General features: G+C 52.8%; 25 protein-coding genes. 22 read left to right on the top strand and 3 right to left on the bottom strand.

Annotation, left to right across the window (positions count from 1 at the left end):
- Positions 1–29: 29 nt before the first annotated feature.
- The 9 genes from EVJ24_RS02120 to EVJ24_RS02080 all read left to right on the top strand — a co-directional run bounded on the left by EVJ24_RS02120 (position 30) and on the right by EVJ24_RS02080 (position 6,860).
- Positions 30–272 carry a type B 50S ribosomal protein L31 gene (locus EVJ24_RS02120; RefSeq protein ID WP_021066109.1) on the top strand — a complete coding sequence of 81 codons (243 nt, stop codon included), beginning with the start codon at positions 30–32 and terminating at the stop codon, positions 270–272.
- Positions 273–371: 99 nt separating this feature from the next.
- Positions 372–1,595 (top strand): cation:proton antiporter, encoded by a 1,224-nt coding sequence (locus tag EVJ24_RS02115; protein ID WP_131439176.1) that lies wholly within the window; start codon positions 372–374, stop codon positions 1,593–1,595.
- Positions 1,596–1,711: 116 nt separating this feature from the next.
- Positions 1,712–2,323, top strand: a complete 612-nt coding sequence (locus tag EVJ24_RS02110; RefSeq protein WP_070328199.1) for a thymidine kinase — start codon at positions 1,712–1,714, stop codon at positions 2,321–2,323.
- A 112-nt stretch (positions 2,324–2,435) separates the two neighbouring features.
- Complete coding sequence (gene prfA / locus EVJ24_RS02105; RefSeq protein WP_071398373.1) at positions 2,436–3,506, top strand: peptide chain release factor 1; 1,071 nt, start codon at positions 2,436–2,438, stop codon at positions 3,504–3,506.
- A complete protein-coding gene (gene prmC, locus EVJ24_RS02100) occupies positions 3,506–4,378 on the top strand; it encodes a peptide chain release factor N(5)-glutamine methyltransferase (protein WP_131439628.1) in 873 nt (290 codons plus the stop codon). The genes prfA and prmC overlap by 1 nt, the downstream gene beginning before the upstream one ends.
- The gene (locus EVJ24_RS02095; protein ID WP_131439174.1) at positions 4,344–5,354 is read left to right on the top strand and encodes an L-threonylcarbamoyladenylate synthase; all 1,011 of its coding nucleotides are present in this window, start codon (positions 4,344–4,346) and stop codon (positions 5,352–5,354) included. The genes prmC and EVJ24_RS02095 overlap by 35 nt, the downstream gene beginning before the upstream one ends.
- 21 nt (positions 5,355–5,375) lie before the next feature.
- Positions 5,376–5,876, top strand: a complete 501-nt coding sequence (locus EVJ24_RS02090) for a low molecular weight protein arginine phosphatase (RefSeq protein ID WP_131439172.1) — start codon at positions 5,376–5,378, stop codon at positions 5,874–5,876.
- 4 nt (positions 5,877–5,880) lie between these two features.
- Entirely contained in the window at positions 5,881–6,321 is a 441-nt protein-coding gene (gene rpiB, locus EVJ24_RS02085; protein ID WP_070328195.1) for a ribose 5-phosphate isomerase B, read from the top strand.
- Positions 6,318–6,860 carry a TIGR01440 family protein gene (locus tag EVJ24_RS02080; protein ID WP_199749328.1) on the top strand — a complete coding sequence of 181 codons (543 nt, stop codon included), beginning with the start codon at positions 6,318–6,320 and terminating at the stop codon, positions 6,858–6,860. Before rpiB ends, EVJ24_RS02080 begins: the two co-directional genes overlap by 4 nt.
- A 39-nt stretch (positions 6,861–6,899) precedes the next feature.
- Here EVJ24_RS02080 and EVJ24_RS02075 read toward each other — a convergent pair whose 3' ends face one another.
- Positions 6,900–7,685: an alpha/beta hydrolase gene (locus EVJ24_RS02075; protein WP_131439168.1), complete on the bottom strand. Its 786-nt coding sequence runs from the start codon at positions 7,683–7,685 to the stop codon at positions 6,900–6,902.
- A gap of 130 nt (positions 7,686–7,815) precedes the next feature.
- Here EVJ24_RS02075 and glyA point away from each other — a divergent pair, with 130 nt between their 5' ends.
- The 10 genes from glyA (at position 7,816) to EVJ24_RS02025 (ending at position 18,323) form a co-directional block, all read left to right on the top strand.
- Positions 7,816–9,069 carry a serine hydroxymethyltransferase gene (gene glyA / locus EVJ24_RS02070; protein WP_131439166.1) on the top strand — a complete coding sequence of 418 codons (1,254 nt, stop codon included), beginning with the start codon at positions 7,816–7,818 and terminating at the stop codon, positions 9,067–9,069.
- A gap of 3 nt (positions 9,070–9,072) precedes the next feature.
- Positions 9,073–10,011 (top strand): hypothetical protein, encoded by a 939-nt coding sequence (locus EVJ24_RS02065; protein WP_131439164.1) that lies wholly within the window; start codon positions 9,073–9,075, stop codon positions 10,009–10,011.
- A 108-nt stretch (positions 10,012–10,119) separates the two neighbouring features.
- Positions 10,120–10,389: a hypothetical protein gene (locus EVJ24_RS02060; RefSeq protein WP_131439162.1), complete on the top strand. Its 270-nt coding sequence runs from the start codon at positions 10,120–10,122 to the stop codon at positions 10,387–10,389.
- Between the two features lie 72 nt (positions 10,390–10,461).
- Positions 10,462–11,139 carry a response regulator transcription factor gene (locus EVJ24_RS02055; protein WP_131439626.1) on the top strand — a complete coding sequence of 226 codons (678 nt, stop codon included), beginning with the start codon at positions 10,462–10,464 and terminating at the stop codon, positions 11,137–11,139.
- A gap of 2 nt (positions 11,140–11,141) precedes the next feature.
- Positions 11,142–12,380 (top strand): sensor histidine kinase, encoded by a 1,239-nt coding sequence (locus EVJ24_RS02050; RefSeq protein ID WP_131439623.1) that lies wholly within the window; start codon positions 11,142–11,144, stop codon positions 12,378–12,380.
- Between the two features lie 116 nt (positions 12,381–12,496).
- Positions 12,497–13,168, top strand: a complete 672-nt coding sequence (locus tag EVJ24_RS02045) for a hypothetical protein (protein WP_236637522.1) — start codon at positions 12,497–12,499, stop codon at positions 13,166–13,168.
- 155 nt (positions 13,169–13,323) lie between these two features.
- Complete coding sequence (locus EVJ24_RS02040; RefSeq protein ID WP_131439160.1) at positions 13,324–14,565, top strand: hypothetical protein; 1,242 nt, start codon at positions 13,324–13,326, stop codon at positions 14,563–14,565.
- A 332-nt stretch (positions 14,566–14,897) separates the two neighbouring features.
- Entirely contained in the window at positions 14,898–16,250 is a 1,353-nt protein-coding gene (locus EVJ24_RS02035) for an endo alpha-1,4 polygalactosaminidase (protein ID WP_161568724.1), read from the top strand.
- Positions 16,251–16,392: 142 nt separating this feature from the next.
- Complete coding sequence (upp, locus tag EVJ24_RS02030; RefSeq protein WP_035386536.1) at positions 16,393–17,022, top strand: uracil phosphoribosyltransferase; 630 nt, start codon at positions 16,393–16,395, stop codon at positions 17,020–17,022.
- 149 nt (positions 17,023–17,171) lie between these two features.
- Entirely contained in the window at positions 17,172–18,323 is a 1,152-nt protein-coding gene (locus tag EVJ24_RS02025; RefSeq protein ID WP_236637521.1) for a GGDEF domain-containing protein, read from the top strand.
- 92 nt (positions 18,324–18,415) lie between these two features.
- Here EVJ24_RS02025 and EVJ24_RS02020 read toward each other — a convergent pair whose 3' ends face one another.
- Positions 18,416–20,002: an ABC transporter permease/substrate-binding protein gene (locus tag EVJ24_RS02020; RefSeq protein ID WP_131439158.1), complete on the bottom strand. Its 1,587-nt coding sequence runs from the start codon at positions 20,000–20,002 to the stop codon at positions 18,416–18,418.
- The gene (locus EVJ24_RS02015) at positions 19,999–21,123 is read right to left on the bottom strand and encodes an ABC transporter ATP-binding protein (protein ID WP_131439156.1); all 1,125 of its coding nucleotides are present in this window, start codon (positions 21,121–21,123) and stop codon (positions 19,999–20,001) included. Before EVJ24_RS02015 ends, EVJ24_RS02020 begins: the two co-directional genes overlap by 4 nt.
- A gap of 755 nt (positions 21,124–21,878) precedes the next feature.
- Here EVJ24_RS02015 and EVJ24_RS02010 point away from each other — a divergent pair.
- Genes EVJ24_RS02010 through atpB form a run of 3 tightly spaced genes read left to right on the top strand, consistent with a single transcriptional unit; the run spans position 21,879 to position 23,268 of the window.
- Complete coding sequence (locus EVJ24_RS02010) at positions 21,879–22,106, top strand: hypothetical protein (RefSeq protein WP_071398354.1); 228 nt, start codon at positions 21,879–21,881, stop codon at positions 22,104–22,106.
- Positions 22,103–22,531: an ATP synthase subunit I gene (locus EVJ24_RS02005; protein ID WP_070328179.1), complete on the top strand. Its 429-nt coding sequence runs from the start codon at positions 22,103–22,105 to the stop codon at positions 22,529–22,531. The genes EVJ24_RS02010 and EVJ24_RS02005 overlap by 4 nt, the downstream gene beginning before the upstream one ends.
- Positions 22,531–23,268 (top strand): F0F1 ATP synthase subunit A, encoded by a 738-nt coding sequence (gene atpB / locus EVJ24_RS02000; RefSeq protein ID WP_016510243.1) that lies wholly within the window; start codon positions 22,531–22,533, stop codon positions 23,266–23,268. Before EVJ24_RS02005 ends, atpB begins: the two co-directional genes overlap by 1 nt.
- Positions 23,269–23,277: the final 9 nt, after the last annotated feature.

Raw genomic sequence — 23,277 nt, 5'->3', positions numbered from 1 at the left:
ATACTTAGGGCAGAAGGAGTTGAAAAGCAATGAAACAAGGAATCCACCCAGAATACCGTAAAGTCGTATTCATGGACTCAACGACTGAGTTTAAATTCATCAGTGGTTCGACTCGTTACTCTAACGAAACGATCACGATGGAAGATGGTAACGAATACCCACTCATCCGTGTCGATGTATCTTCTGATTCGCACCCGTTCTACACAGGTCGCCAGAAATTCGCATCTGCGGACGGTCGTATCGAGCGCTTCAACAAGAAGTACCAACGTTAATCGTCAAGTTGTATGCACACCGCCTAGGGATTGCCCTTGGCGGTTTTTTGTTGTCCAAGCGAGGGTAAAGAGACGGAAGACTGACGTGAGGGGGCTTCCATGGAGTATATATTGATTAGCATCAGCTTGTTGGTTGGCGTCGGGATCGTCTCGCAATGGTTGGCGTGGCGCTACCAAATTCCGGCGATTATCATCATGACAGTTGCCGGCGTGTTGGCCGGCCCGATTTTTGGTTTGTTTGAACCGCGAGAGTTGCTCGGTAATTTATACAGCCCGATCATCTCGTTTGCGGTCGCGATCATATTATTTGAAGGTAGTTTAGGGCTTCATTTCAGCGAGATCAACCAATTCCGGCGTTCGATCGTCCGCATCGTGACAGCGGGTGTGACGTTGTCGTTCGTTGGGGCTTCGCTGTTGATTCAATACGTCGGCGGTCTCCATTGGGTCGTCGCTTGGACGATGGGAGCGCTATTCGTCGTCACCGGCCCGACGGTCGTCATCCCGTTGCTCAGGCAAGCCCATCTGAAAGATCGGGTCGGTGCCATCTTAAAGTGGGAAGGGATTATTGTCGACCCGGTCGGTGCGTTGCTCGGCCTGTTCGTGATTCGAATCGGCTACATCGTCTATGAAGGCATGGACTTGTGGGTGCAATTGCTCTTTGCGGGAGCTTGTCTCGTCGGTATCGGTCTCGGTTACGTGTTCGGTCACGTCTTGATGGGCTGGTTCGTAGGTGAGAAGATTCCGCGTTACTTACGCGCCTCGGTGACGCTTACGGCCGTCTTGATCTTATTCTCTTTAAGCGAGTTTATGATGCATGAAGTCGGTCTCCTTGCCGTGACGGCGATGGGCATGACGATGGCGAACACGAAACTTCGCGATGAACAGATCATCGAGGAACTGCAGTCGTTCAAGGAAGACATCTCGATCTTGCTAATCTCATCCGTATTCATCTTGCTGACGGCGTCGCTGTCGCGTGAAGAACTATTGAATATCTTCCAGTGGCCATTGCTGTTGACGATTGCCGGCATCTTGTTTCTCGTTCGACCACTGGCAATCTATGTATCGACGCTTGGTGTGGGGCTTCCGCTCAAGGAGCGTGGGTTCATCGGCTGGATCGCGCCACGCGGCATCGTCGCGATGACGGTCGCAGGTTTTTTCGCGGAGGAAGTGGCTGGTCTTGGGATTGAGGATGCGTCACAGATGCTACCGCTCACGATCGGACTCGTCTTTACCTCGGTGACGTTGCACGGGCTGACGATTCGACCGCTCGCGCGCAAATTGAACTTGATCGATTATAAAAAAGAAGAAGCAGCGGAAGAGTGAAGAGAAATCGGGACGGGATGATGCCGTTCCGATTTTTGTTAGAAGTCAACCCTTTTCCTATGACTGAAAGATGGTTATAATCGGAAAGCGATTAACGATGGAGAGGGCGAAGTAGAATGATGCATGTGACGAACCGTTACGGTTGGATAGAAGTGATTTGTGGCAGTATGTTTTCTGGGAAGTCGGAGGAATTGATCCGCCGTGTCCGTCGGGCGCACTACGGGAAGATCCCGGTCCAAGTGTTCAAGCCGGCCATCGATGACCGCTACCACGAAGAGAACGTCGTCTCCCATAGCGGCAACTCGGTCGTGGCCGTCCCGACTCGAACGAGTCAAGATGTGTACGATGCGGTGCGCGAAGAGACGCAAGTCATCGCCATCGACGAGGTGCAGTTCTTTGATGAGGGGATCGTCGACGTCATCGAGCAGTTGGCGTCAGAAGACAAACGTGTCATCTGCGCCGGACTCGATATGGACTTCCGTGGCGAACCGTTCACGATGATGCCGGAGCTCTTGTCGCGTGCCGAGTTCGTCACGAAGCTGCAGGCGATTTGTCTGTCGTGCGGCGCCCCGGCGTCTCGGACGCAGCGCTTGATCAATGGAGAACCGGCTCGCTTTGAGGACCCGGTCATCTTAGTCGGTGCCGCCGAGTCGTACGAACCGCGTTGCCGCCATTGTCATGACGTCCCGAACAAACCACGCCCGATCCGTCATACAGTAGCGGATTGAGGATTTTGTCGGTTCGCTCTAAGTATTCAATTTGTCGACGAACCGAGCTAGCTCGGTTCGTTTTTTGGTATAATGAAGAGAACGATTTGGTGAACAGAAAGGACGGATCATGATGTTTGACCGTTTAAGCGTTTTAGAAGAACGATATATGCAACTGAATGAGATGCTCGCTGACCCGGAAGTGCTCAGCGACTCGAATAAACTGCGTCAATATTCAAAAGAACAGTCTCAACTCGAGGAGACGGTACAAGCTTATCGACGCTATAAAGAGGCGAGTACGGCCTACAAAGAAGCGAAAGCGATGTTAGAAGACCGAACGCTCGAGTCCGATATGCGCGAACTCGCGAAAGAAGAGATGGCGCTGCTCGAACCTGTTGTGAAAGCGCTCGAAGCGAAGCTGCGCGTCCTGCTCATCCCGAAAGACCCGAACGACGACAAGAACGTCATCGTCGAGATTCGCGGGGCGGCCGGTGGTGACGAGGCGGCACTGTTTGCGGTCGACTTGTATAAGATGTACACCCGATTTGCCGAGCGTCAAAACTGGAAAGCAGAGCTGATCGACGCCAACTATACGGAACTCGGTGGCTTTAAAGAAGTGACGTTTTTGATCAACGGTGCCGGTGCCTACTCGAAACTGAAATTCGAGAATGGGGCACACCGCGTGCAACGCGTCCCGTCGACGGAGTCGGGTGGACGGATTCACACGTCGACAGCCACTGTCGCGGTCTTGCCGGAAGCGGAAGACGTCGAAGTGCACATCGACATGAAAGATGTCCGCGTCGACACGTTCACGTCGTCAGGTCCTGGTGGTCAATCGGTCAACACGACCCAGTCGGCCGTGCGGTTGACACACATCCCGTCAGGACTCGTCGTGTCATGCCAAGACGAGAAATCTCAGCATAAAAACAAAGATCGGGCGATGAAAGTATTGCGGGCCCGCCTGTATGACAAGATGCAGCGCGAACATCTCGAAGAACTGTCGGCGCAGCGGAAGTCGGCCGTCGGGACGGGTGACCGTTCGGAGCGGATCCGGACGTATAACTTCCCGCAAAGCCGCGTGACAGACCACCGTATCGGCCTCACGCTTCAAAAACTCGACCGGGTTCTCGCCGGGGAGCTTGAAGACATCATTGATGCGCTCGTCATGGAAGATCAGGCCGGCTTGATGGAGGGTATGGAGTGATGCGGATTGCTGCAAGGTTGAAACAAGCGGAACGCATGCTCGTTGACGCGGGTCGTGACCCATCGACCGCCGAATGGTGGCTCATGCACGTGCTCGGCGTCGACCGGACGGGTCTGATCGTTCGGTTATCCGAAGAACTCTCGGACGACGAAACAACTGCGTTCGAGTCCGGGCTCGAGCGACTGCTTGCCGGTGAGCCGGTCCAACATTTGATTGGCCAGGCCCCGTTCTACGGTCGGTCATTCGCTGTGAACCGGGATGTACTTATCCCGCGACCGGAGACCGAAGAGTTGATCGAATGGGTCGTTGAGCACGTCGGACCGATTGAAGACGACGCGATCGTCGACGTCGGCACGGGCAGTGGCGCCATCGCTATCACGCTCAGTCTCGAGCTCGGTGTCCGCGTCCAAACGGTCGATATTTCCCGGGAAGCGATTGCGATGGCAAAACGTAACGCGGAAGTGCTTCGTGCCGATGTGACGTTTCATGAAGGGGATTGCCTCGGTCCGGTCGCGGACGACTCGATTCGGGTGCTTGTCTCAAATCCGCCTTACATCGAAGCTGATGAACTGCTCGATGAGACGGTCGCAGGGTACGAACCGCACCTCGCATTATTCGGGGGGGCGGACGGTCTCGAGTTCTACCGGAAAATCATCGCGGACTCAACACGCGTGCTACGTGCCGATTGGCAATTGATTGCGTTTGAAATCGGGTATAGTCAAGGACAAGTTGTGAAATCGTACCTGTCCGAACGTTATCCTGAAGCAGAAACGGGTATTTTAAAAGATATAAACGGTAAAGACCGAATTGTCTACGCCGTGAGGGAAGGGATTGCGCATGGAAACGAAATGGATCAAGCCAACAGAAGTTGAGGAAGGGGTTCGTCTCTTGAAGATGGGCGAGGTGATCGCGATTCCGACAGAGACGGTGTATGGCCTCGCCGGGGATGCGACGAACGATATCGCCATCCGTAAGATTTTCGAGGCGAAAGGAAGACCATCGGACAACCCGCTCATCGTCCACGTAGCTACGGTCGAACAGGCCGAACATTTCGCGCAAACCATCCCGCCGGTAGCCAAACGCTTGATGGAAGCGTTTTGGCCCGGTGCCTTGACGATCATCTTACCGTCGAACGGTCGAGCGTCGTCACTCGTGACGGCCGGGCTCGACTCGATCGGAATCCGCATGCCGGACCATCCGGCCGCACTCGAACTCATCCGCACGTCCGGTCTCGGTCTCGCGGCGCCGAGTGCGAACCGTTCAGGACGACCGTCACCGACATCGGCACAGCACGTAGCCGATGATTTGACCGGTCGGATCGCGGGTATTATGGATGGGGGACCGACAGGCATCGGCGTCGAGTCGACTGTGATCGACTGTACGACGGAACCGGTGACGATTTTGCGTCCCGGTGGCGTGACGAAAGAAGCGATCGAGGCCGTCATCGGGCCAGTTGCGCTCGATGCGAATTTGAGCGATGAAGCGGCCGCGCCCAGATCACCAGGAATGAAGTACACCCACTATGCCCCGACTGCACCTTTGTATTTAGTCGATGGCGGACGCGATGATCTCGTCCGTGCCATCACGATGCGGCAGGCGGCGGGCAAACGGATCGGCGCGCTCGTATTTGATGAAGCAACGACCCCGGCTGACGTCACCCTTTCTCTCGGTGACACGATGGAGATGGCGGCCCAGCGACTTTACGAGGCGTTGCGCAAATTCGATGAGACAGATGTAGAAGAGATTTACGTGAATCGGATTGAACCGACGGGAGTCGCCCTTGCCGTATATAATCGCTTGTATAAAGCGGCAGGCGGGAAAATCATCCGTCTAGAGGAAGAGGCTTAAGGACATGAGGAGGATCACGCGATGTCAATGAAACGCGTATTATTCATATGTAGTGGGAACACATGCCGAAGCCCGATGGCGATGGCCCTGCTCCGCTCGAAAGTGACAGGCGACGAATTTGATATTCGTTCGGCTGGAGTTCGGACGATGCAAGGGTTTGATGCCTCAGAAAACGCTCTTCAAGTATTACGTGAACGAGGGATTGAACTCGAACACGTGACGCAGACGTTCGATGACGTACTCGGACGTTGGGCAGACGTCATTTTGACGATGACGCGGGCACACCGCGAACAGATTCGGGATACGTATCCGGATTTGGCCGATCGTACGTTCACATTATATGAGTTCGTGACCGGGCTCGAACGTGACATTAACGACCCGTTCGGAGGCTCGATGAACGTCTATCGCCAAGTCCGAAACGAACTCGAACCACTCGTCAATCGACTTGTGCTAAAATTGACGAATGACGGGTCAAAGGTGACGAAACCACCGAGACGCCTACCAAAGAAGACGGGGGAATGAACACATGAAAATTGCAATCGGCGCCGACCACGGCGGATTCAACTTGAAAAAAGACATCATTGGATTACTAGAAGAGCTTGGTCACGAGTATAAAGATTTCGGGACACACTCGGCCGAGTCGATCGATTATCCAGACGTAGCAATCCCGGTCGCTGAGGCTGTCGCTGCCGGCGAGTTCGACCGCGGCATCTTGATTTGCGGCACAGGGATCGGTATCGGCATTGCGGCGAACAAAGTCAAAGGGATCCGCGCAGCACTCGTTCATGACTCATTCAGCGCCAAGGCGACACGTCAACACAACGACTCGAACATCATGACGATGGGCGAGCGTGTCGTCGGACCGGGGCTCGCGATTGACTTGGTGGCGACGTGGCTCGATACAGATTTCGAGGGCGGACGTCACTCGAACCGTGTCGACAAAATGAGCGCTTACGAAACGAAGTGACCGTGATGAAAGCTGAACTTTCGAACCTGCTGTTGGAGCTGCACGAACGCTTTCCGCTTGATGAGGACAAAATCCTCGTCATCGGCTGTTCGACGAGCGAAGTCATCGGCAAGACGATTGGGAAAGCCGGGTCGATCGATGTGGCGTCGGAATTCATCGAAGCGTTTCTCGCGTTTCGTGACAAGACGGGCGTCCATCTGGCGTTTCAAGGGTGCGAGCACATTAACCGTGCCCTCACCGTCGAGCGTCGGACGCAGAAGCAGTTCGGTCTGACCGAAGTGACCGTCGTCCCGGTCCGCTCAGCGGGCGGGGCGATGGCGGAGAAAGCGTATGAGCGCCTCAACGCGCCGTGCGTCGTCGAATCGATTCAAGCGGACGCTGGGATCGACATCGGCTCGACGTTGATCGGCATGCACTTGAAGCCGGTCGCTATCCCGGTCCGGTTATCGGCGAAACAGCTCGGCGAGGCGTACGTCACGTTCGCCGTCACAAGACCGAAACTAATCGGTGGGCCACGGGCACACTATCCAGCGAAATAACAAAGACAGCCGGTCGCTTATGACCGGCTGTCTTTTGCGTTATACGTCTTCACTGAACAGATACGAGATGACCATCGGGAAACGTTCGCGCCAGGCGAGTTCGTTATGCACACCTTCTTCGATGACTTCGAAGCGCAAGTGATCGACTTTGTCGCGTAGTAAGGCGTAGACGCGCTCGCTCGACTCGAGATACATCTCGTTCGTCGGCCCATCCTCTGACGGCTGCTCGACTTCTTTGCGGCCGACGTCCATATATAGACGCTCGATACCTTTCAAATCACTCGACTCGATCAACTGCTCGAGTTCGGTCTGGTTGAACCAGAACGCTGACGACAAGGAAGCGACGCGTTTGAAGATGTCTGGATAGACGCAAGCGGCATAGACTGAGATGAGGCCGCCCATCGAACTGCCAATCATCCCGGTCTCGTCCGGTTTCGTCCGATACGCGTCGTCAATCATCGGCTTCAGCTCTTGGGCGATATATTCGATGTAGGCCGAGCCTTGGCCGCCTAATGTCAATTCTCGACCATAGAGCGCTTCCCCGACGAACGGATTTTCCCAAGGACCGTATTCGTCGAGGCGCATCTCACCCGGTGCGCTATCGATGGCGACGACGATCAAGTCGCGCTTTGAGGCGTCCAAATACTCTCCGACGCGCCAGCTCATATTGTAGCTCGCGTCCGCGTCGTCGAACGCGTTCTGTCCGTCGTGCATGTAGAGCACCGGGTAGCGCTTGTCCGTCAGCTCGTAGTCGTTAGGCGTATAAATCCGCACCGTCCGCTCGCGCTCGAACGGGGTAATCGTCACTTGTCTCGTCTCAATCATAATTGTCCTCCTCTAATGTTCTTCTTCAATACCATACCCAACTTTGAGCCCGATTATGACGATACCCAAAAAAACGAGCATATGGTACGATGGGGTTGTTGATTTTTAGACATTCAGAGGGGGTTTCAACATGGTAAACACGACGAAGTTGAAAGTGCAGGATGCAGAATTGTTTGAAGCGATGCAACACGAGCTCACCCGTCAACGGGAGAACATCGAACTAATCGCCTCGGAGAACTTTGTCTCAGAAGCGGTCATGGAAGCGCAAGGCGGGGTTCTCACGAACAAATACGCCGAAGGTTACCCAGGTCGCCGTTACTACGGTGGTTGTGAGTTCGTCGACGTGGCCGAAAACTTGGCACGCGACCGGGCGAAGGAACTGTTCGGTGCAGAACACGCCAACGTCCAGCCACATTCGGGTGCGCAAGCGAACATGGCTGTCTACTTCACGGTGCTTGAAGCGGGCGACACGGTGCTCGGCATGAACTTGTCGCACGGTGGCCATTTGACGCACGGAAGTCCGGTCAACTTCTCGGGCGTCCAGTACAACTTCGTCGAGTACGGTGTGGACAAAGATACAGAACACATCGACTATGACGTCGTCGCAGCCCTCGCGAAAGAACATAAACCAAAACTGATCGTCGCCGGAGCGTCAGCATACCCGCGGACGATCGATTTCGCCAAGTTCCGTGAAATCGCCGACAGCGTCGACGCCTATCTCATGGTCGATATGGCCCACATCGCCGGACTCGTCGCGGCCGGACTACATCCGAACCCGGTCGAGCACGCGCACTTCGTGACGACGACGACGCACAAGACGCTTCGCGGCCCGCGTGGCGGGATGATCCTTTGTAAAGAAGAGTTCGCCAAAGCGATCGACAAGTCGATTTTCCCTGGTATTCAAGGCGGCCCGCTCATGCACGTCATCGCCGCGAAAGCGGTGGCGTTCGGAGAGGCGCTCCAACCGGAGTTTAAAGACTATCAGGCGCAAGTCATCAAAAACGCGCAAGTGCTCGCGCAAGGTTTAGAAGAAGAAGGGCTCCGCATCGTATCGGGCGGTACGGACAACCACCTCCTCCTCGTCGACCTCCGTGGCATCGACATTACCGGTAAAGCGGCCGAGCATGCGCTTGATGCAGCCGGTATCACGGTCAACAAGAACACGATCCCGTTCGACCCGGCGTCACCGTTCGTCACGAGTGGGATCCGTCTCGGGACGGCAGCGATGACGACACGCGGTTTGAAAGAAGACGACATGCGTGAAGTCGCCCGTCTGATCGGTCGTGTCCTGACAAACCATGAAGATGAAGCAGTGCTCGCCGAGGCGCACGAAGACGTACGTGCCTTGACGGCGAAATTCCCGCTCTATCCTGAACGAGGCTGACGAATGGACGCACGGACACTAGCAGAACGGGAACTTGCAGAACTGCCGCTCATCGATATGACGGAATGGCTAATCCGAAAAGGAGAGCATGACCCGACGTTCCGTCTCGTCGCGAACGAGTTTGGCGTCGTGATGACGCTCCTTGACCACGGCTATTACGTCGAGGCGAGCGAACGGATTGTGCCGCTTCTCGGGATGAAAGTGCCGGCGGCGTTCCATCGGCTCGGACTCGCGCTCGAAATGAAAGCGAACGGAAAGAAGGCGGCCAAGCGCCGCTTTCGTTCGTTGTCGCCAGCAGTCATGCAGCATGCGGACCTCTCGCCATGGCGTGATGTCTTTAAATGGGACAAGAAGTGGCTCGGACTACCGGCTGTTGTCGCGTTGGCGCTTGTCGCTCTCGCATTTTGGCCCGATGCGACTCCACCCGTCGCACCGGTGACTGAAGACGCGCCACGGGTCGAGACGGTGACCGAGGACGAGGCGCTCGCCAAACGGCTAGAAGAGCTTGAGCAAGAAGTCGCCCGTCTCGAGGAAGCGAACGAGTCGTTGCAGACGGAAGAAGCGCCGGTCGAAGAGGAAGCGTCGACGACACCGGCACAACAAGTCATTCCGCTTGCGGATGTCGAGACGCTCGTCCAAGACAAACGCTATAAAGAGGCGGACGCCCTTCTCGAAGGCACGCCGAAAGCCGGGCAAGAACAGGCCGTCGGCTTCTATCGCCTCCTCGTCGACAACAAGCTCGGGGAAGCAGAAGTGTCGGACTATGCGGCGTACGTCGAAACGTACCCGGAATCAGGATACAAGACAGACGTCCTGTGGATGAAGGGCATCGCTGAGAAGAAGGCCGGGGACGAAGCGTACCGGACGACGCTCGCCGAAGTCGCCGCGATGGAAGGCACATATTGGGCACCGATTGCAAAATCAGTACTAGAAGACGAATGAGGTTGCGGCCATGCCGCAACCTTTTTCTCATCAAATTCTAATCTGATTCACCAACGTTTCTCAACCCGCTCCCGTACAGTAAAGAAAAAGAAGTAGGGGGAGAGGCACATGCAACGCAGTACAACAGGTAAATTCGCCCGATTCATGAAAGGCGCTATCATCGGGGTGCTCGCACTCACATTGATGGCAGCCGGAGTGGCAGGATTTTTGATTTTCACGCTGACCGGAAACGCCTGGCTCGACCAAATCGTTCAATTCGGTACTGACGTGTCGTTCCAAGCGGGGGGAATCGAATCCTCGTTTGAACGATTCAGCGACTCGATCGAGCTTCGCATCGAACAGGCGATTCCAGAAGCGGTTCGTCCGTTTTTCGACTGATGAATCCGGGAACAGAATAAGGATGCGTCGGGCGGACTGCTCGGCGCTTTTTTTCAAGAAAGGATGAACTATATGCCGACAATCCTCGTCGTAGAAGACGATGCCAAAATTGCCAGACTGCTTGAACTTGAACTGATGCACGCCGGCTATCAAGTCGAGGTCACCCACGACGGACGCAGCGGGCTTGAACGAGTGCTCGCCGGGGGAATCGACTTGATGCTTTTAGACGTGATGCTTCCGCAAATGAGCGGGCTCGAGGTCGTCCGTCGGGTGAAGGAAGAACAACCGTTGCTCCCGGTCTTGATGGTGACAGCACGGGGCGACCGGTATGATAAAGTGAGCGGACTCGACCTTGGGGCGGATGATTACATCACAAAGCCGTTCGAGATGGAGGAACTGCTTGCCCGGATCCGTGCATTTTTGCGGATGCGCCAGCACGTCCATGTCGATGCGACTGAACGTGTTTTGTCCTATGAGGGACTCACGGTCGACGTTAACCGGCATGAGGTGACGTGCGAGGGACAGAAAGTCGAGTTGACTCGTCGTGAATTCGATTTGATCGTCTATTTGCTCGAGCATCCAGAACGTGTGCTCACGCGCGACCAACTCGTCGAGCACGTCTGGGGTTTCGACTATTATGGGGACACGAACGTCGTCGACGTATACGTGCGTTACTTACGGAAGAAACTCGGAGGTTCTTGGATTCAGACGGTACGAGGCGTCGGCTATATGCTGAAGCGGGGTGAGTGAGTATGAAATTACGGACGAAGATCGCCCTCGCGATGGCCGGGTTCATGTTGTTTTTACTCATCACGTCGTTCGGGGTCGCATGGCTCGTCTCGCGCCAGCAAATCGTCGACGCTCGCTATGACGTGCTCCGTCAAGCGCTCAGTCTGCTCGAAGAGGATGAGCGGAACCGTCAGGCCGTGCTGTCACTGCATGAGGACAGTGTCGTCCTCGAGCGACAGAGCAATGGCGATTGGGGCATCATTGGCGGACAGGCGGCAGAGGGTTTGAGCTTTCCCGTCAATTTTGGGGAGCCGGCACTGATTGATGACTGGTTCGTCATCGCCACGTCGAACGGTCTCGGCTTTGCCTTTCAAGACGCGGCGGTAAGCGAGACGTTACAGACGCTCGCGACGATTTTCCTCGTCATTTTCTTGATCGCGGTGGCGATGACGTTCGTCGGAAGTTTATGGATTGTGCGCCAAGGACTCAATCCGCTTCGGCGGCTCGAGTCGACGATGGCTCGAATTACCGAGTCAGGGACGCTCGAGACGATTGACGTTGGCCCGAATCAAGATGAGGTGTCAACGCTCGCGACCGGATTCAATCAGATGATTGCCCGTGTCGAAGGGTCGATGGAGCAACAACGCCGTTTCGTAGCGGATGTTTCACATGAACTCAAAACCCCACTCACCGTCATTGAAGGGTACGCCAAATTGCTCAGACGTTGGGGGCAAAACGACCCCGTCGTGCGCGACGAGGCGATCGATCATATTTTGACCGAGTCGAGACAGATGCGGGAGGACTTGATTGAACCGATGCTCGAACTGAGCCGCTTCGCCGCTTTAGGGGACATCGAAGTCGAACAGATCGACTTGAGCGAGCTCGCTTCCCAACTCGTGGAACGGTTCGAGCGGTCGCACGGAAAACACGTCCCGATCGAGGCGGAAGGAATCTGGGCTGGACATCGTGACTCGTTGCAACGATTGATTGTCATCTTCATCGATAACAGCTTGAAGTATGCGACCGACACGAGCGTAACGATGACACCAAATCGGATTGAGGTGCGTGACCATGGGACGGCAATGACCGAGGAGGCGCGTGCGCGGTTGTTCGACCGGTTCTATCGGCTTGATGAGGCGCGCGACCGGAGCGGTAGCGGTCTCGGGCTTGCCATCGCCAAAGAAGTCGCCGATTTGAACGGTTGGAAGGTTGGGAGTTACGCGAACGCGCCGGACGGGAGCGTATTCTTCGTCACCAAATGAGGAAAGTTTCTCAGTCACTCATCATTTTCTAATGAAATCCTCGTGGTGCTCTAACGTCAACGTTCTATGATGAAGGTGTAGAGAAGGAACAGCACATGGAACGAGGAGGAAACATCATGAAATTACTTGGATGGATTTTAGGGGTCGGCCTGGCCGTACTCGCTGTCGCAGGAATCGGATTGTATGTCGCGAACGACAAGACGGATACGGTCATCATCCCACGCGCCATCGATAGTGCCACTAGTGGAACCGACGACGCTGCGAAGGAAGCTGCCGCTACTTCCGAATCGAACGCATCTTCAAGTGACGTGCCCGTCCGTTCGGTCGACGATGACGACTATGAACTATACGGGACGCTCGTCAGCTTGTCAGATCAGGACGTGACGATCAGCTTTAGCGGAAAAGAATCGACGTACCCACTTGCTTCACGCCATGAGATTGATGATGACACCCCGAAAGCCGGTGACCGTGTCAAACTCGAATTCAATCAAAACAATGAAGTGAAAGAAGTCGACCGGGAGAGCGACGACTTCGACATTTACGGTAGTTTCGTCAGCCTCTCAGATCGAGACGTCGTCATTGAGCGTGACGGGAAGCAAGTGACGTACCCACTCGCCGCTCGCTATGAAATCGATGATGAGATGCCAACAGCCGGTGATCGCGTCAAACTTGAATTGAACATGCAAGAGCAAGTCAAAGAGATCGAACGTGATGATGACCGTGACAGTGCAGACGATAGCGATGATAGTGACGACGGTCGGGATGACGACCAAGATGACGACAATTGATGAACGAACGGGTGCCCGATGGAGGCACCCGTTTTTGATTCGTAATATTTCTGCAAACATAATCGATTCGTATCTTATGATATGATGGAGAGGGAATTTATGCCAGTATAACATAATACATATAACGACAATGTAGGGAGAGGGGGAGACGAGTGATGAGACTGAGTTGGACTGCCCTGCTCGCCCTCTGTTGCCTCAGCGGTTGTGGTTCGAAAGAAGAGATGAACGCCCTCGCGTTACGTCCGCTCGAAGCGTACGTGACGAATCAAGATGAGCAGGAACACATTTTACCGGGAACAGAGAAGCGACTGCTGGCTTATTGTCGACAACAAACGACGGAACGGCTCCCGTCACGCCGAGGTGAGGTGACTGAAGTGACGTTTCGGCATCCGCTGTATGCAGAGCTCGGTAGCCAGACGATTAAGTATTGGGTGAGCGGCGACGACCGTTATTTGTCCTGTGCGAACAGCCACGAACAAATCGAGCGGACGTTCCGGGTTGATCCCGTCGACGAATTCGAGTCGCTCATCTCGAGTGAACTAGTCGAGACCGATGTCGGAGAGGCGGTCTCGTTTTATCCGGAGCCCGATGTCGCAAAAATCGTCAACTTGTTCCGGATCAATCAAGTACATGAAACAATCGTCCCGGGATCGACATTTCGCTACCAGACGCCGGACAGCGGTTCGTTGTACGTGACGTATGAGGTGATGCAGAACGGCCGGACGCTTGACCGGACGATTGAACCGGGGCTGTTCGTATTCAAGAGCGGAAAGAATGACGGATACGCTTTCCTCACGAAGTTAGCGGATGACAGGGTCGCGCTACAGATGGGTACGGAATCGTCATGGGAACGCACCGTTCTTCCAAGCGCCTTCACCGGAAAGTATGTATATACCGATTCGACAACTGATGTGTTCACGCTCGATCATTCAAAACGCCAACTGTTGAAACGAGTCGTGCTTGCTGAACAGCCGATTGGAGACGTAAGCGACGCCACCTCGCTCACATTGTCTAAACAATATGATGCGGTCATCGAAGTGTGGGGCAGTGTCAGACGGCCGATGACCACGAAGCTGATGAGTTCGTCCGCTCGTTCGGTGAAGACGAAGCTCGCCACGTACGAGACGAAGGGGAAGACGTCACATCTAGATGGACCGAATACGCAAGCGCTGTTCGAACTCCTGACGCATGTGGCAGGCGGAGACAAGTCAGAAGCAGCCGTCCAACACGGGACGCTCTCCTTGTATGAACACTTACAAGAGCAACATTTCGAGGTTTGGGTCGAGCCTGGGGATCAGCGGGTCTACCTCATCGACCTGACGACGAAACAAACGTACGCAATCGACCTGATGCGGCTCGAGGAATTGTTGAATCGATCGATTCGATATAATAGCTGAACTAAATACAATACCCGCTTTATGACAAGACTATGTCATGAAGCGGTTTTTTTGTCGTCAAATTGACACTATATTTTGCTAGAAAACTATCCTATAATTTTTTTTGCGAAGGTTCAACATTACATACATGAATCCGATACATCGATAAAACACACAGCACTAACCTTCTCGTCATCAAATTATGAAGAAAAGGGGGAACGGAGAGACACATCTCAATTCAACCATCATTGTCTGTCACCAAGTTTTGTCAGTCATCAGGAGAGGAATAGGTATTGAAATTGAAAAAGTTTATTATGTCTCTAACGGTAGTGTTGTTGATTGTTAGTCTGAACATGTCAAAAACGGGGGCGCAAACGATGAACCCACTCGACGGTGTGAAGAACTATCAAGTGTATTATGGTCATCCGAACGAAACGATCATCAAAGATATGCAAAACTATGATCTCGTCATCATCGAGCCGCTTCATTATACAAAAGCTCAAGTTGAACAGATCAAGTCACGCGGTACGAAAGTACTCGGTTATATTAGTGTCATGGAAGTCGCGACGTGGAACACCGGTCTCATGTCAAAACTTCAGTCAGGTGATTTCTTCACGCGTAACGGACAACGTGTCCACTACTCGGAATGGGATTCTTACTTGACGAACATCGCTTCACCGCACTTCCAAGGGCTCTTGCTCACGGAAATCCAAAACCAAGTCATCGCTAAAGGAATCGATGGCGTGTTCATGGATACGGTCGGCGATATCGACAACGAACATTTGAACAACCCGACCGTGCTCAAGCAGCAACGTGACGGTCTCGTCAACTTCTTGAAAGAAGCGCGTGCCCGTTACGGCAACATCGCTATGGTCCAAAACTGGGGCTTTGACACACTCGAAACGTCGACAGCACCTTACGTCGATGGCATCATGTGGGAGAGCTTCAACGCCGACACGATCAAAAGCGACGCCTGGTCACAAAACATGATCAAAAAACTTCAAGCAGTCGACACGAAACATTCGGTCAAAACGCTCACGATCTCAACGCGTCAAAGTGCGGAGAGCCACAAACTTGCCGCTGACTCGAAGTTTATCCACTTCCATGAAGCAGACGCTTATGTGAACTGGAACGCAGGTCTTGTGACACGGACGAAAGACACGGCACCGACTCCGGCACCTGTCGTAGTAGCACCAACGACAGAGACGTCAACAGCAACAAAACCGGAAGCAACGAAACCGACGACGGAAACAACGACTGCACCAAAACCGGAAGCAACGAAACCGACGACGGAAACATCGACTGCAACAAAACCGGAAGCAACGAAACCGACGACGGAAACATCGACTGCGCCAAAACCGGAAGCAACGAAGCCAGCGACGGAAACATCGACTGCGCCAAAACCGGTAGCGACGAAACCGGCGACAGAAACGTCGACGGCGTCAAAACCGACAACAGCGCCGACGAAGCCTGCTGCATCGACGAGCACGACAACGAAGCCAGTCGAGCCAGAAGACTCGAAGCAAGCTGAGCCGAAGCAGAAAACAGAAAAAGAACTGAAAAAAGAGAAAAAGAAAGCGAAGAAGCACGCGAAAAAACATGCTGCTAAGCATGCCAAGTTCGTGAAGCATGAAAAAGCCAAAGGCGACATGTGTGCAAAAGCAAAGCACAAGACAGCCGGCTTTTTGAACTTCTTCAAATTCTAATCTAGAAGGTAGATCAACCCCAAGGTGTCAAACTGGCCCTTGGGGTTTCGTCTGACCTCTTCAAAAACGGAAGTTGACCCTACCTTTCTAAGAGAAGTTGGGGTACAATGCTCGAGAGAGATTTAGAGAGGAGTGAAGCAAAATGGGAAAAGTACACGTTTATGATCACCCATTGATTCAGCACAAGATGACGATTATGCGCAAAGTAGAGACGGGGACGAAGCAGTTCCGCGAACTCGTAGAAGAGGTTTCTTCACTTATGGCATATGAAATTACACGCGACCTTCCGCTTACTGATGTGGAGATTGAGACACCGGTCTCAGTATCGACACAAAAGATGATTGCCGGCAAGAAATTGGGAATCGTCCCAATTTTACGGGCAGGCCTCGGCATGGTGGATGGCTTCCTCAAAATGATGCCGAACGTCAAAGTCGGTCACATCGGTCTTTACCGTGACCCGGAGACGCTCGAGCCACACGAATACTATCTCAAGTTGCCGACAGATATTACCGAGCGTGACTTCATCGTCGTCGACCCGATGCTTGCGACTGGCGGATCTGCAGCTGATGCGATCGCAGCCCTTAAAAAACACGGCGCGAAGTCGATCAAGCTTGCTTGTCTCTGCGCAGCGCCAGAAGGTGTCGAACGCGTTCAAGCCGAGCACCCAGACGTTGAAATCTATCTCGCCGCACTCGACGAGAAGTTGAACGAACATGGCTACATCGTGCCAGGACTCGGTGACGCAGGTGACCGTTTGTTCGGAACGAAATAAGCAAAACGAAAGGAGGCTCCAGTCGGATCCTCCTTTTTTGTGCGCTCAATCTGTGGAAACCAATCCATAATAGTTGAGAAAACCGAAGCAACAACCGATAGTGAAGACAGAAGCGAATGTCATCTGTTGAAATGAGGAAGAGAACGACCATGAGGCCAAAACTGTCACTTTTGCAAGCCTACCTGTTGATTGCGTTATTAGCGCTGTTTTTGACGAGTCTATGGAGCTACAGCGCCTTCCAAAACATCGAACGGCAGAACGAGCGTATCGTCGAAGAGGCGATTCCGATCGCGAACGCGGCGTCTGAACTGTTCGCGCTCCTGCTCGATCAAGAGTTATCGGTCCGTGGCTATACATATAATCAAGATATGTTGTCGCTCCGACAATATAATGAAACGAAGCATGCTCTTGCGGAGACGATTCAAGTCATCCACGAGCTTGACCATCGCCATCCGGTTATGCAGGAAATCATTCAAGGAGAGGCGCTTCCGCTCATCAATGAGATGGAGATGTTTTATGAGTCGCAGCTTGCCCTCGTCGATGCGGGCAAAATTGTGGAAGCGAACGCGCGGCGCTATAGCGGGATTGATTACATCAATCAATTTCGAGACGTTGACGCCGACATCCGGGAGGACATCGACAAAATTATTCAAGAGGCGTCACAGCGAAGTGTCAGTGCCTCGAATTCGGCGACGTGGGTGATTGTCATCGTCGTCGCGATCGCCATCCTCTTGTTGCTCGCATTCGTGCACACGTTCCGGCTCGAGCGCAGCAAGCAAGCGCTGATCCATCGATCGCTTCATGACGCTTTGACCGGCGTTTGGAATCGTCGTGCCTTCGATGAAAAGCTCGAGCGACTTTGGGATGAGACGGAAGAATCAAGTACGGATGTCGCGCTCCTCCTGCTCGACATCGATGCGTTCAAACTGTATAACGATACGTACGGTCATTTGGCGGGGGATGCCTGTCTCGAACGGGTCGCGCACGCCGTTGATAAAGCGGTCGGGGAAGATGGTATGGTCGCACGCTACGGCGGCGAGGAGTTCGCAGTGTTACTTCGGCCGCGCCATGCCCGTCAGTCAAAAGAAGTCGCTGAACGGATTCGCCAAGCGGTTCTTAAGCTGAACATTTTACATGAAGCGTATCAGCCGCTCCGAAAAGTGAGTGTCAGCATCGGTGTCGCAGAACACATCCCCGGACTAGACGTCGAGAAGTCTGATTTGATCGAAGCGGCTGACCGAGCGCTCTATCAGGCGAAGCAAAGCGGGCGCAACCGCGTTTCGATGGGGAAAGCGATGTAGGCCGTTCGATTCGAGGCGCCGAAAACGACCAACGTGGTCAACAAACGGATAGACAAAATCCCGCCCTTTTCGAGGGGCGGGATTCGTTTGTCTTACTGTTCAATCAAACCTTCAGAGACGAGGAAGTCGTGAGCGACTTTCTCGGGACGTTGTTTTTCGACGTCGGCGAGGTAGTTCAACTCTTGCATGATTTCGTCCGTGATTTTGCCGTTGAGCAAGTTCAACACGTCAGCGAGCTCAGGATGTTCGTTGAGTGTTTCTTCACTGACGATCGGGACGGCGTAGTAAGGCGGGAAAAACTGTTGATCGTCTTCAAGGACGACGAGTTCAAATCGCTTTAATAAACCGTCCGTCGAGAAGCTGTCGATGGCGTTACTTTCATCGTTCATAAGTGCCGTATAACGGAGTCCGCCATCAACGGGCTTCACGTCTTGGAAATTAAACGAATAAGCTTCTTTTAACCCGAGATAACCGTCTTCCCGGTTCGAGAACTCGATTGTAGGACCGAAGATGAGCTCGTCACTCACTGCGGCGAGGTCAGACACAGTAGTCAGATTATACTTGTCTACATCTTCTTGCTTGACGGCGATCGCATACGTATTGTTAAAGCCGATTGGGTCAAGCGTACGAATGTCAAAACGTTCTTTTATCTGTGACTGGACTTGTTCGTAGACGAGGTCCGGGTCGTTATTGACTTCTTGCTTCAAGACGTCGACGAAGAGCGTGCCGGTGTACTCGACATATGTGTCAATCTCACCGGTACGAAGTGCGCTGAATGCGACTTGTGTACCGCCAAGATTGAGTTGACGTTTCACGTCGAGATCGGTTTTGTCTTCAATCAAATCGGCGACCATGTTGCCGAGGATTAGCTGTTCAGTAAAGTTCTTCGAACCGACGACGATTGTATCGTCTTCACGGGTGAAGGCGTAGATCGAACCGGCAAGCAGTAAGGTGAACGCTGTCGCGATTACGATGAGCGGCTTCGCCACTTTTCTAGCGGGACGGTGTTTTTTCTTCTTCATCCGTCCGTCGGCGAGGACGATCCCGTTCGGAGCGACTTTATACTCGATGCGGCTGACAATGAAGTCGATCAAGAGCGCAAGTAATCCGGCCGGAATGGCACCTGCTAAGATCTGGTTGTTGTCGACTGTCTGGATACCGGCGAAGACGAGGTAACCGAGGCCACCTGCTCCGACGAACGCTGAAATCGTCATGAGACCGACCGCCGTGACGGCTGAGATTCGAATCCCGGCCATGATGATCGGCAAGGCGAGCGGCAATTGGATCTTGCTTAAAATTTGGCGATCGGTGAGGCCGATCCCTTTAGCGGATTCAAGCGTGTCACCTGGAATGCTCGACAGACCCGTATACGTGTTCTTCACGATCGGGAGCAGTGAATACAGGACGACCATGATGATGGCTGGTGTCGATCCAATCCCGATGAACGGGATGAGGAAACCGAGCAAGGCAAGACTTGGCACAGCCTGAACGACGCTCGTCAGACCGAGGATCGGTTTGGCGAGGCGCGGCATCCGGAGAATCAAAATACCGAGCGGGACACCGATCAGTACTGCGAGCGAGACGGCGAAGACGGTCAGTTGCAAGTGTTCAAGCAAGAGCGTACCGATTTGGTCGGTGTTGCCTGCGACGTAATTGAAAAAAGATTGAATCGTATTCATATTGTTTCCTCCTCTTGCATGAATTGCTCACTGAGGACGGAAAGCAAACTGCTGCGTGTGATGAGTCCGTTAAGGGTAGGTCCGGTCACGACCGGCAGATAGCCTTGGTCGCTCGTGTTCATGACGTCTAAAATATCGAGGAGCGAGTCCTCGCTCGAGACGAAAGCGTAGTTCACGTTCATGACTTCCTCGAGTCGTCTCGTCTTATCTTGGATCCCGTGGACGTCTTTCAATTTGATGAGTCCTTGAAGGACGCGATCGCGGTCCGTGATCAGGAGACTGTCGACTTTTCGTGAACGCATGATTTCAATCGCCTGCAACACTGTGCGTTTGCCGCTGATTGAGACAGGGTCCGTGATCATGATATCTTTCGCTTTAATGTATTCAGGGCTGTTCCAAATTCGATTTTTGCCGATGAACGCTTCGACGTACTCGTCCTGCGGATTACGGAGAATCTGTTCCGGCGTATCGAACTGAACGATTTCCCCGTCACGCATGATACAAATACGATCAGCCAGCTTGATCGCCTCATCCATATCGTGGGTGACGAATACAATCGTTTTCTTGACTTCTTCTTGCAGGTTAAACAGCTCTTCTTGGAGATCGTTCCGCGTCACAGGGTCGAGGGCGCTGAATGGCTCGTCCATCAAGATGACTTCCGGGTCGTTCATGAGGGCGCGGGCGAAGCCGATGCGCTGCTGTTGACCGCCGCTCAGTTCGCTCGGATAGCGATCGATGAATTGGTCCGGGTCGAGGCCGACCATGCGGAGCAAGTGCTCGGTCCGGGCGTCCATATCCTGTTCGGCGTGTCCTTCGAGACTGGCGATCAATTGGATATTCTCGCGGATCGTCATATGAGGGAAGAGGCCAGTCTGTTGAATGACGTAACCCATTTGGCGTCTCAGTTCGATCGGGTCCATCTTACGTGTGTCTTGACCGTTGACGATAATCGTCCCAGACGTCGGTTCGATCAAACGGTTGATCATTTTAAGCGACGTCGTCTTACCGCAACCGGACGGGCCGATAAAGACGACGAGTTCGCCTTTGTTAATCGTCAAGTTCATTTCCTTCAGTACAGTCGTACTTTTGAAGGTCTTCTCTACATTTTTAAACTCAATCATTGACTCAACTCTTTTCAAAAATTATTTTCACATAACCTTATTTCCCCGTTGTCGAAGGATTGTAAACATTATTTTTGAAAAAAGTGTTTAACAGGTTGTAAAAGGGGGGATTATTACTTGCTATTTAACAATACGAAGAGCCGCTCATGGCAAGTGGGACGCGATTATCGGTTTTGAAGTCACAAAATGGACACAAATATAGATGGCGCTTACATCTTAATTCTAGACTCCCCACAAAGATTGGCATCGGTTCCGGCTTGATAGCGTTGGGTTTTCAGCCGATTCATGCTGAAAAATGATGATGTGAGATTCATCACTACAAATTTATCAGAATCGCTCGACACAGCAAAAAGATAATCGGTATACTGGTACAGGATAATGAAAACGATTTCAATACGAAATCAGCGTCCGTTTTAAAACCTTTTGTGAACGTGGGGCGGTTTACGTTGTATTTTCCAATACGCGGATGTATAACTGAACTATTCCTCATCTGATTCGGTTTGTGAAATATTATAAAGTCAACATTTTTATTTCACCGTTCCTTCACACTTATTTAAAATTTAGTGATTTTAATTTAGTTTGTGAAGTGCGTAAAAGCCTTGATACGACTCGGTTTAAAGCGCTTTTATAATTGTGAAATCAATTGACTTCTTATGCTATTTCCAGTACTCTGAACTTGTGTGACTTTTGATGGTCACGCGAGTGTGAATCGAAGACGATGAAGTGCTGGCTGCCAGTTAGAAAGGGGGACTAGGATGACGAAAAAAGACAATCGTTACCTATCCTACGCCTCACTTGCCTCGCAAATCTCGACCGCGCTCGCTGGACCGATCGTCATCGGTTATCTCGTCGGCCAATACGGGGCGAGACGTGAATTTTGGGGCACGTTTGGTTGGAATGTGTCGGTGTTTCTCGGAATGTTTATCGGGATCACCGCGCTCGTACTCACCCTTCGAAGTTTAATGACAGGAGAGGACGAATGAAGCTAGAACAAACGGAACTACAACAAGTGCAAGCAGACAGAAAAGCACAACAAGAGTTGATGAAACGCTATACGAAGTGGTTTGTCGGATGGTTCGCCATTCTCCTCGTCGGAGCGCTCATCGTCCCTGTGTACAAACCGGTATTTCTCGGCTTGTTCCTGGGTGGGGTCGCCAGTCTGATCATTCTACATATGCAGAATCGCAGCGTCATTCGAATGTTTGACGTGATCGAACATGGGCGACGCCCGAAATCGCACGGGACTGTTTCAAGAATGGCAGTCGGTGCGTTAGCCGTGATAGTCGGTCTCTTCTACGAGGATCGAGTATCGCTGATTGCGGTGGTAACTGGTCTAATCGCCGGCCACATCATACAATTTGGCGAGTTCACACTTGCCCAGCTCAGCAGGAAAAGAGGTGAATACTAATGGGTCATGAGTTTCCCACATATTCTCTACAACTTGGAGACTATACGTTATATGGGAGCTGGACGAACGTCATTACGGTGCTAATCGCATCATTGCTCGTCTTTGCGTTCGCCGTTTGGGGAACACGACGCTTGGCCATGAAGCCGACAGGTAAGCAGAACTTGATGGAATTCTTCGCGGAATTCGTACGCGGGATCATCTCGAGTGCGATGGACTGGAAAACAGGAGGCCGCTTTATCGGGTTTGGGATGACGTTGATTTTGTTCATTCTGATTTCGAACTTGATGGGTCTGCCGTTCAACGTCATTTCCGGTCACTATCTATGGTTCAACTCACCGACGGCCGATCCTTACGTCACATTGGCGTTGTCGACACTCGTCGTTGCAATGTCACACTATTACGGCGTGAAGCTACACGGTTTCAAGCACTATTCGGCGGAATTCGTGAAGCCGGTCTGGTTCTTATTGCCGATCAAGCTTATCGAGGAGTTCGCGAACACCTTGACGCTCGGTCTGCGTCTTTACGGTAACATCTTTGCCGGTGAAATCATGATTACCATCATCTTGGGACTCGCAATTACCGCACAAGGGGCACTTAACCCGCTTGGTGCTGTGTTCGCAATCCTGCCGATGATTTTATGGCAAGGTTTCTCAATCTTTATCGGGGTTATCCAATCCTACATTTTCCTGACGCTTGCAATGGTGTACATCGGGCATAAAGCTTCAGCCGAGCATTGATTCGGATAA

The sequence above is a fragment of the Exiguobacterium sp. SH1S21 genome (genome assembly GCF_004337175.1).
GTDB lineage: Bacteria > Bacillota > Bacilli > Exiguobacteriales > Exiguobacteriaceae > Exiguobacterium > Exiguobacterium aurantiacum_A.
The sequence above is the reverse complement of the archived record's forward strand: the minus strand, read 5'-3'. Positions and strand labels throughout refer to the sequence as shown.

Bases quoted from the DNA above. Each gene is read 5' to 3' on its own strand.
- EVJ24_RS02120 (WP_021066109.1), top strand. From the start codon at position 30: ATGAAACAAGGAATCCACCCAGAATACCGTAAAGTCGTATTCATGGAC.
- EVJ24_RS02115 (WP_131439176.1), top strand. From the start codon at position 372: ATGGAGTATATATTGATTAGCATCAGCTTGTTGGTTGGCGTCGGGATC.
- EVJ24_RS02110 (WP_070328199.1), top strand. From the start codon at position 1,712: ATGATGCATGTGACGAACCGTTACGGTTGGATAGAAGTGATTTGTGGC.
- prfA (WP_071398373.1), top strand. From the start codon at position 2,436: ATGTTTGACCGTTTAAGCGTTTTAGAAGAACGATATATGCAACTGAAT.
- prmC (WP_131439628.1), top strand. From the start codon at position 3,506: ATGCGGATTGCTGCAAGGTTGAAACAAGCGGAACGCATGCTCGTTGAC.
- EVJ24_RS02095 (WP_131439174.1), top strand. From the start codon at position 4,344: ATGGAAACGAAATGGATCAAGCCAACAGAAGTTGAGGAAGGGGTTCGT.
- EVJ24_RS02090 (WP_131439172.1), top strand. From the start codon at position 5,376: ATGTCAATGAAACGCGTATTATTCATATGTAGTGGGAACACATGCCGA.
- rpiB (WP_070328195.1), top strand. From the start codon at position 5,881: ATGAAAATTGCAATCGGCGCCGACCACGGCGGATTCAACTTGAAAAAA.
- EVJ24_RS02075 (WP_131439168.1), bottom strand. From the start codon at position 7,685: ATGATTGAGACGAGACAAGTGACGATTACCCCGTTCGAGCGCGAGCGG.
- glyA (WP_131439166.1), top strand. From the start codon at position 7,816: ATGGTAAACACGACGAAGTTGAAAGTGCAGGATGCAGAATTGTTTGAA.
- EVJ24_RS02065 (WP_131439164.1), top strand. From the start codon at position 9,073: ATGGACGCACGGACACTAGCAGAACGGGAACTTGCAGAACTGCCGCTC.
- EVJ24_RS02060 (WP_131439162.1), top strand. From the start codon at position 10,120: ATGCAACGCAGTACAACAGGTAAATTCGCCCGATTCATGAAAGGCGCT.
- EVJ24_RS02055 (WP_131439626.1), top strand. From the start codon at position 10,462: ATGCCGACAATCCTCGTCGTAGAAGACGATGCCAAAATTGCCAGACTG.
- EVJ24_RS02050 (WP_131439623.1), top strand. From the start codon at position 11,142: ATGAAATTACGGACGAAGATCGCCCTCGCGATGGCCGGGTTCATGTTG.
- EVJ24_RS02045 (WP_236637522.1), top strand. From the start codon at position 12,497: ATGAAATTACTTGGATGGATTTTAGGGGTCGGCCTGGCCGTACTCGCT.
- EVJ24_RS02040 (WP_131439160.1), top strand. From the start codon at position 13,324: ATGAGACTGAGTTGGACTGCCCTGCTCGCCCTCTGTTGCCTCAGCGGT.
- EVJ24_RS02035 (WP_161568724.1), top strand. From the start codon at position 14,898: ATGTCAAAAACGGGGGCGCAAACGATGAACCCACTCGACGGTGTGAAG.
- upp (WP_035386536.1), top strand. From the start codon at position 16,393: ATGGGAAAAGTACACGTTTATGATCACCCATTGATTCAGCACAAGATG.
- EVJ24_RS02025 (WP_236637521.1), top strand. From the start codon at position 17,172: ATGAGGCCAAAACTGTCACTTTTGCAAGCCTACCTGTTGATTGCGTTA.
- EVJ24_RS02020 (WP_131439158.1), bottom strand. From the start codon at position 20,002: ATGAATACGATTCAATCTTTTTTCAATTACGTCGCAGGCAACACCGAC.
- EVJ24_RS02015 (WP_131439156.1), bottom strand. From the start codon at position 21,123: ATGATTGAGTTTAAAAATGTAGAGAAGACCTTCAAAAGTACGACTGTA.
- EVJ24_RS02010 (WP_071398354.1), top strand. From the start codon at position 21,879: ATGACGAAAAAAGACAATCGTTACCTATCCTACGCCTCACTTGCCTCG.
- EVJ24_RS02005 (WP_070328179.1), top strand. From the start codon at position 22,103: ATGAAGCTAGAACAAACGGAACTACAACAAGTGCAAGCAGACAGAAAA.
- atpB (WP_016510243.1), top strand. From the start codon at position 22,531: ATGGGTCATGAGTTTCCCACATATTCTCTACAACTTGGAGACTATACG.